General features: G+C 67.3%; 8 protein-coding genes. 3 read left to right on the top strand and 5 right to left on the bottom strand.

All coding sequences use genetic code 11. The features are described 5' to 3' along the window. Nucleotides 1-11 precede the first annotated feature (11 nt). Both CPCC7001_RS11215 and CPCC7001_RS11220 read left to right on the top strand, forming a co-directional pair. The gene (locus CPCC7001_RS11215; protein WP_043368998.1) at nucleotides 12-593 is read left to right on the top strand and encodes a CYTH domain-containing protein; all 582 of its coding nucleotides are present in this window, start codon (nucleotides 12-14) and stop codon (nucleotides 591-593) included. Nucleotides 594-610: 17 nt separating this feature from the next. Further along, nucleotides 611-814 carry a hypothetical protein gene (locus CPCC7001_RS11220; RefSeq protein ID WP_006910194.1) on the top strand — a complete coding sequence of 68 codons (204 nt, stop codon included), beginning with the start codon at nucleotides 611-613 and terminating at the stop codon, nucleotides 812-814. Between the two features lie 13 nt (nucleotides 815-827). Here CPCC7001_RS11220 and CPCC7001_RS11225 read toward each other — a convergent pair whose 3' ends face one another. Next, entirely contained in the window at nucleotides 828-1,097 is a 270-nt protein-coding gene (locus CPCC7001_RS11225; RefSeq protein WP_043369001.1) for a LuxR C-terminal-related transcriptional regulator, read from the bottom strand. A gap of 78 nt (nucleotides 1,098-1,175) precedes the next feature. Between CPCC7001_RS11225 and CPCC7001_RS11230 the strand changes: the two genes are divergently transcribed. After that, nucleotides 1,176-2,108, top strand: coding sequence for a methylenetetrahydrofolate reductase (locus tag CPCC7001_RS11230; RefSeq protein ID WP_006911678.1), 933 nt, complete (start codon nucleotides 1,176-1,178; stop codon nucleotides 2,106-2,108). Here CPCC7001_RS11230 and CPCC7001_RS11235 read toward each other — a convergent pair. From CPCC7001_RS11235 to CPCC7001_RS11250, 4 genes are all read right to left on the bottom strand, one after another. Then, nucleotides 2,105-3,277, bottom strand: a complete 1,173-nt coding sequence (locus CPCC7001_RS11235; RefSeq protein ID WP_006911166.1) for an NDP-sugar synthase — start codon at nucleotides 3,275-3,277, stop codon at nucleotides 2,105-2,107. The two genes, CPCC7001_RS11230 and CPCC7001_RS11235, sit on opposite strands and share 4 nt — an antisense overlap. Nucleotides 3,278-3,322: 45 nt before the next feature. Continuing rightward, nucleotides 3,323-4,249 (bottom strand): segregation/condensation protein A, encoded by a 927-nt coding sequence (locus tag CPCC7001_RS11240; RefSeq protein ID WP_006909576.1) that lies wholly within the window; start codon nucleotides 4,247-4,249, stop codon nucleotides 3,323-3,325. A gap of 76 nt (nucleotides 4,250-4,325) precedes the next feature. Then, nucleotides 4,326-4,727 carry a LapA family protein gene (locus tag CPCC7001_RS11245; protein ID WP_006909334.1) on the bottom strand — a complete coding sequence of 134 codons (402 nt, stop codon included), beginning with the start codon at nucleotides 4,725-4,727 and terminating at the stop codon, nucleotides 4,326-4,328. Between the two features lie 100 nt (nucleotides 4,728-4,827). Then, nucleotides 4,828-6,405 carry an NAD(P)H-quinone oxidoreductase subunit 4 gene (locus CPCC7001_RS11250; RefSeq protein ID WP_156796917.1) on the bottom strand — a complete coding sequence of 526 codons (1,578 nt, stop codon included), beginning with the start codon at nucleotides 6,403-6,405 and terminating at the stop codon, nucleotides 4,828-4,830. Nucleotides 6,406-6,577 lie beyond the last annotated feature (172 nt).

Raw genomic sequence — 6,577 nt, forward strand, 5'->3', positions numbered from 1 at the left:
GCACTCTGTCCATGGCTTTGGAGATCGAGCGGCGGTTCCTGGTGGATGGAGACGGCTGGCAGCGGCATGTGCGCTGGCGGGCCCGGCTGGATCAGGGCTACCTGGTGGCCCGACCGGACGGGGTGACCCTGCGGGTGCGCCGCACCGCCCACGAGGGACCACCACCTCGCCACGAAGCCTGGTTGACGCTCAAGGCCCGCCCGCCGCAGTCGATGGACCCCACCAGCCTGGATGGATCGGTGCGCCAGGAGTTCGAGTACCCCATTCCCGCCGAGGATGCCGCGGCCTTGATGGCTCTGGCTCCCCAGCAGCTCAGCAAGTGGCGCCATGGGCTCGATCTTCCGGGTGGCGACTGGATCGTGGACGTGTTCGAGGGGGACAACGCCCCGCTGGTGGTGGCCGAAGTGGAACTGGAGCGGCCCGATCAGGAGGTGGTGGTGCCCGACTGGTGCCGTCAGGAGGTGACCGGACGGCATGAACTCAGCAACGCCGCCCTGGCGCGCCTGCCCCTGGCCCGATGGAGTGCCACTGCGCGGGCCGGCCTGCCCCCGTGGCTCCACGGCGCAGCCGTTGCATCGGATACAATCAGCTGACTTTCTTAAGGTCCGTCTTGGTCGGCCTCTACGACAGCCAGGGAGTGTTGCGCTTCGCCGGGCGTGATCATGACGATTGTCTGGCCTATGCCGACCTGTTCTCCCTGACGGAGGACAGCTACAGCCTGGAGAGTGTGGCCGTGCTGCCTTCTCCTCTCAGCGCGGCGGCCGGAGATTCCTCCTTCGTTCCGGTAGGGGCTGTTCAGGCTGCGGCTGCCTGATCAGCGCCGCGGACTAGGCGTCTGCGGGCTGATCCAGCGCGCAGCAGTTGAAGCCATCACGGCAGATCTTGCCGTGATCCATGGCCCAGTTCAGCAGAGCCACCCTGTTCTTGGCGCCGGTCTTGGTGAAGATGTTGCTCACGTGGTTGTCCACGGTGCGCTTGCTGATGGTGAGCGTGCCGGCGATCTCCTGATTGGTGAGGCCCTCGGCCACCAGCGCAATGATCTCGAGCTCCCGTTCCGAGAGGTCCCGCTCCTGAGACTGTTGGAGCTCTCTGCCCATCGACCAGGCCCCATGCAGGCTTCGTCTCACTCTAGGCAGTGCCCTGCCGCATGATGGGCCTGCAACGCGAAGCTCGGCTTGCTGCTCCAACAGGTTCTCACCCGTGGGTTGCCGGCGATCACGGCCGAGGTCACCCCGCCACGGGGCGCTGATCCCCAGCGCACCTTGGCGGCGGCGGCCTCGCTGCGGCCCTGGGTGCATGCCGTCAACGTCACCGATGGCAGCAGGGCGGTGATGCGGATGAGCAGCCTGGCCATGTGCCGCCTGCTCCTCGACGGCGGGATCGAGCCGGTGCTGCAGATGGCCTGCCGCGATCGCAACCGGATTGCCCTCCAGGCCGATTTGCTGGGTGCCCACGCCCTCGGCCTGCGCAACCTGCTCTGCCTCACGGGCGATCCGGTGCGAGCCGGCGACCAGCCCGATGCCCGGCCCGTGAACGAGCTGGAGTCGGTGCGGCTGCTCCAGCTGGTGGCCAGCCTCAATGCCGGTCAGGACCCCGTGAAGGGCTCCCTGCCCGATGGCGGCACCGCCTTCTTCGCCGGGGCGGCAGCGGATCCCCAGAGCCCCAGCTGGAGCGGTCTGAAGGCCCGCATGCGCCGCAAGCGCGAGGCGGGAGCGCGCTTCGTGCAGACCCAGATGGTCACGGACGCCGAGGCCCTGCGCCGCTTCGTGGAGGAGATCGCCGCGCCCCTCGGGCTGCCTGTGCTGGCAGGGGTGTTCCTGCTGAAGTCGGCCAAGAACGCCCTCTTCATCAACCGGGTGGTGCCGGGAGCCAACATTCCCCAGTCCCTGATCGATCGGCTCGCGGCCGCCCCCGATCCCGCCGCCGAAGGGGTGGCCATCGCGGCGGAACAGGTGGCCTCCTACCTGGAGATCGCCCAGGGGGTGCACATGATGGCAATCAAGGCCGAGGAGCGTATCCCGATGATCCTGGCCAGGGCAGGCCTGACCCCCAGGGCCGCCGAGACCAGCAGCCCGCCGCTTGCCGCCAGGGCTCCCCAGCTCCTCTAACTGAGGCTCAGATCGCTGCCGAGCAGCTCGGCCATGGCCTTCTGCTGCGGACTGGGGGACACCACGTCCTGCCGTCGGGCGTCGGTGATCAGCCAGTCGAGTGCAGCTTCCTGGAGGTCGAAGTGATCACCGTTGCGGTCCACGCAGTAGCGGCCGAACACGAGTTTCTCCACCAGGCGCACCCCGGCGCCGATTCGGGAGTAGTCGAAGATGATCGAATTGTCGATCGTGGCTCCCTCACAGATCAGGCAGCTGGGGCCGATCATGGCCGGGCCGATGATGGTGACGCCGTCCTCGATCTTGGTCATGCCGCCCACGTAGATCGGGCCCTCCACGTGGATCTTGTCCCAGTCGGCAGCCACGTTCAGGCCGGTGAAGATACCGGGCCTCACTTCCTTGCCAGGAATCTGAACCTGCCGCACCTGCCCTTGGAGCACGCTGCGGATCGCCTGCCAGTAATCGGGCACTTTGCCGATATCCACCCATTCGAACTCCATCGGCAGGGCGTAGAAGGGGGCACCTGCTGCCACCAGCTTGGGGAACAGGTCCGAGCCGATGTCGAACGGCTGGCCACTGGGGATGAAGTCCAGCACTTCCGGCTCGAAGATGTAGATGCCGGTGTTGATCATGTCGCTGGCGGCCTCGGCCACCGAGGGCTTCTCCTGGAAGGAACGCACCCGGCCATCGGCGTCGGTGACCACCACGCCATAGCTGCTCACCTGATCGGCGGGCACCCGCTTGGTGATCAGGCTGGCCATGGCGCCGATCTCGCGGTGGCGTCGGACGGCCTCGGTGAGGTCGAGGTCGATCAGGGCGTCGCCGCAGAGCACCACGAAGGTGTCGTCGAAGAATCTCTGGAAGTTCTGGATCTTCTTCAGTCCGCCGGCGGAGCCGATGGCATCACCAATCAGCTCACCGTCCTCGATGCGGCCTTCAAAGCTGTAGGCGATTTCCACGCCGAAGCGTTGGCCGTCCCGGAAATAGTTTTCGATCTCCTCGGCAAGGTGGGAGACATTCACCATGATCTCGGTGAAGCCATGCTGCCGCAGAAGCTCAAGCAGAAACTCCATCACGGGTTTCTGCAGAATGGGGATCATCGGCTTGGGAATCGTGTGCGTGATTGGACGCACCCGAGTTCCCTTGCCGGCCGCCAGGATCATCGCCTTCATCGGCGCGTACTCTCGTCGGTCGGAGGCCCCACCCTACGCGCAGGCTCAGGCCACGAGCTGTTTAGCGGCCGGCATCAAAGCTGACCCGGCCGCCGCCAGCTGGGCCGGTTGGTCGTCGCCAGGGCTTGGCATGGGGCTCTGCGACCGGATCTCCAGGCACCGCCGCAGGCTCAGGCTGCCGAACAGTCCGCCCCGCTGCTCCAGCTCCACCTTGCCCTGGTGGCACAGAAACAGCAGAGCCCAGAACACGCCCACCCGATCCCTGTCGAGATCGTCCTCCCCCTCATCGGGCGGGCGCTGGCCAGCCTCGCTCCAGGCACCCACGAGCGTCTCGAAATCCACCCAGGTTTCCGCAGGACTCCACTCCACCAGGAACCGGCTCAGGGCCGCCGTGGTTTCCGGCAGCTTCTCGCGATGGGCCAGGGCGGCCACCTGGGCGATGGCGGCCCGTTCGCTGTAGCGACGGGAGCGATGGCGCTGCCGGGGGCGGCCGGCATCCTGCTCGAGCCGCTCGGCGATGTCCTCGAGCTGGCGGATGAGCTCACCCAGGGTCACCGGGCGCTGCAGCGGTGGCGGCGCCACCGGCCGACGCCAGAGGTGCCGTTCCGGCCGCCGCGGCAGCTGCAGGGCCGGATCGATGATCCAGCCCTGGCCGTCGGCGTCGAAGGCCAGGTCGAGGTCCGCCTCCAGCGGCGCTTCCGGGGGGAAGGTGCTGGCCTCGAGCACCTCGGCCTTGAGGCTCACCAGCACGGACGCGGCCAGAAAGGCCTCGCTCGTTTCAGCCAGATCCTGTTCGTAGCTGCCGCCCCGGCCAGTGGAGGCCACCAGCCGCGGCACCGCGATGCGCTGGCGCAGCTGATCGAGGAAGCCGTCGATCACGGCGATCACATCCACGTCCCAGGGGTCCAGATCCCCTCGCTCGGCCGCATCCTGCAGCAGCCGGATGGCCAGCCTGGCGCCCCCGTCGGTCAATCCTGTGCCGCTGTCGCAAGGGTGTGTCGCCGCACGCTACCGGTGCCCGGACGGAGCCACCACCCCCTCGGCCTGCTCAGCCGTTGGCGCTCGCGTCTTCGGCGCTGGCCAGATCGTCATCCCCGGAGGCCCCCTGGGCGGAGCTCTCACCCGCCGCCGGCAGCAGTCCGAGCTGGGCATCCACCGTGGCGCGGTAGCGCTGCAGGTCGTTTTCCAGCTCCTGGATGCGCACCTGCTGGGCCTCGTAGTCGCTCTGGCTCTGCATGGCCTCCACCTTGCGCACCACGCCGGTCCACACCGCGAACACCCAGGCGGCGGTGGCGCCGATCCCGCCCACCACCAGCAGCAGGGCCGCCAGCGGCATGGTGGTGGCCACACCGGGCAGGAAATGCACGGTGGTGGCGGCGGTGTTCTCGAGGGTGAACATCACGGTCGCCAGACCGAAGCTGAAGATAAGCAGGAAGTTCAGCTGTTTCATCCGGGCACACCCCAGGCACAGGGATCAGGAGCGTAAGCAGTCCTGCTGCCGGCCGAAAGGGGGGCAGGGCAACCGCAGGGTTCTGTCACGCCGCCCTGGCTCATCCCGTCAGGGTCGGGGCCTGCAGCAGGGGCTGGCGGATCAGGCTGCTGGCCGGAGGGTGGATCACCCGCCCCATCGCCAGGGTTTCCCGCTGCACGAGCGCCTCGATCGAGGCTCTGTAGCTGTCCGTCATGATCCGCGGGTAGAGGCCGATGCCCACGATCGGCACCAGCAGGCAGCTGATCACGTAGATCTCACGCGGTTCAGCATCCACCAGATGGGTGTGGGAGGAGAGTTCGGCGTTCTCCTTGCCGAAGAAGATCTCCCTCAGCATCGAGAGCAGATAGATCGGGGTGAGGATCACCCCCACGGCGGCCAGGATCGCCATCACCACCCGGAAGCTGAGGGTGTAGGCCTCACTGGTGACGAAGCCCACGAACACCATCAGCTCCGACACGAAGCCGCTCATGCCGGGCAGGGCCAGCGAGGCCAGCGCACAGATGGTCCAGAGGGCGAACATCTTGCGCATCTGCTGGCCCACGCCGCCCATCTCGTCGAGCTGCAGGGTGTGGGTGCGGTCGTAGGTGGCGCCCACCAGGAAGAAGAGGCTGGCACCGATCAGGCCGTGGCTGATCATCTGCAGCATGGCGCCGCTGGTGCCCAGGTCGCTGAAGCTGCCGATGCCGATCAGCACGAAGCCCATGTGGCTGATCGAGCTGTAGGCGATCTTGCGCTTGAGGTTGCGCTGGGCGAAGGAGGTGAGCGCCGCGTAGATGATGTTCACCACGCCCAGCACCACCAACAGGGGCGCGAACTGGGCATGGGCCTCCGGCAGCAGCTGCACGTTGAAGCGCAGCAGGGCATAGCCGCCCATCTTCAGCAGGATCCCGGCCAGGAGCATGTGCACCGGCGCCGTGGCCTCCCCGTGGGCGTCCGGAAGCCAGGTGTGGAGCGGCACGATCGGCAGTTTCACGCCGAAGGCGATCAGCAGGCCCGCGTAGCAGATCACCTGGAAGCGGGTGCCGAACTCCTTGGCCATCAGCGTCGTGTACTCGAAGCTGGTGTCGCCGCCGTAGAAGGCCATCGCCAGCCCCACGATGAGGATGAACAGGGAGCTGCCGGCGGTGTAGAGGATGAACTTGGTGGCGGCGTACTGGCGCTTCTTGCCGCCCCAGATCGCCAGCAGCAGATACACCGGGATCAGCTCCAGCTCCCAGGCCAGGAAGAAGAGCAGCATGTCCTGCACGGCGAACACCGCGATCTGGCCGCCGTCCATGGCCAGCAGCAGGAAATAGAAGAGCTTGGGCTTGAAGCTCACCGGCCAGGCCGCCAGCGCCGCCAGGGCGGTGATGAAGCTGGTGAGCAGGATCAGAGGCATCGAGAGGCCGTCGGCCCCCACCGACCAGGCCAGCCCCAGATCGGGCAGCCACTCCACCCGCTCCACCAGCTGCAGCCCCTCCACCGCGGGGTCATAGCCGTTGAGGTAGCCCGCCACCGTGAACAGAAAGGTGGTGAGGGCGATGCCGAGGGCGTACCAGCGCACCTGCTTGCCGTCGCCCTTGTCGGGCACGAAGGGGATGAGCAGGGCCGCACCGATCGGGAACAGGATCGCGGCGCTCAGCCAGGGGAAAGGCACTGAATCCAAGAGGCTCCGTTGGCCGGAGTGTAGAAATGCCCGCTAGGTGAACACTCCTACGGTGGGAGGAGGCACACAGTCCGTAGGTTCCCGCGGTGGCTGCGCTCGCTGTCGGCGAGGGCGCGCAGCGCCCAACGCCGCCGCGACCCCCCACCCCTGTGGCGTGAGGCTC

The organism is Cyanobium sp. PCC 7001, from assembly GCF_000155635.1.
GTDB lineage: Bacteria > Cyanobacteriota > Cyanobacteriia > PCC-6307 > Cyanobiaceae > NIES-981.

What these genes read in the sequence shown, in the direction of transcription:
- CPCC7001_RS11215 (WP_043368998.1), top strand. Translation starts at nt 12, where the DNA reads ATGGCTTTGGAGATCGAGCGGCGGTTCCTGGTGGATGGAGACGGCTGG.
- CPCC7001_RS11225 (WP_043369001.1), bottom strand. Translation starts at nt 1,097, where the DNA reads ATGGGCAGAGAGCTCCAACAGTCTCAGGAGCGGGACCTCTCGGAACGG.
- CPCC7001_RS11235 (WP_006911166.1), bottom strand. Translation starts at nt 3,277, where the DNA reads ATGAAGGCGATGATCCTGGCGGCCGGCAAGGGAACTCGGGTGCGTCCA.
- CPCC7001_RS11245 (WP_006909334.1), bottom strand. Translation starts at nt 4,727, where the DNA reads ATGAAACAGCTGAACTTCCTGCTTATCTTCAGCTTCGGTCTGGCGACC.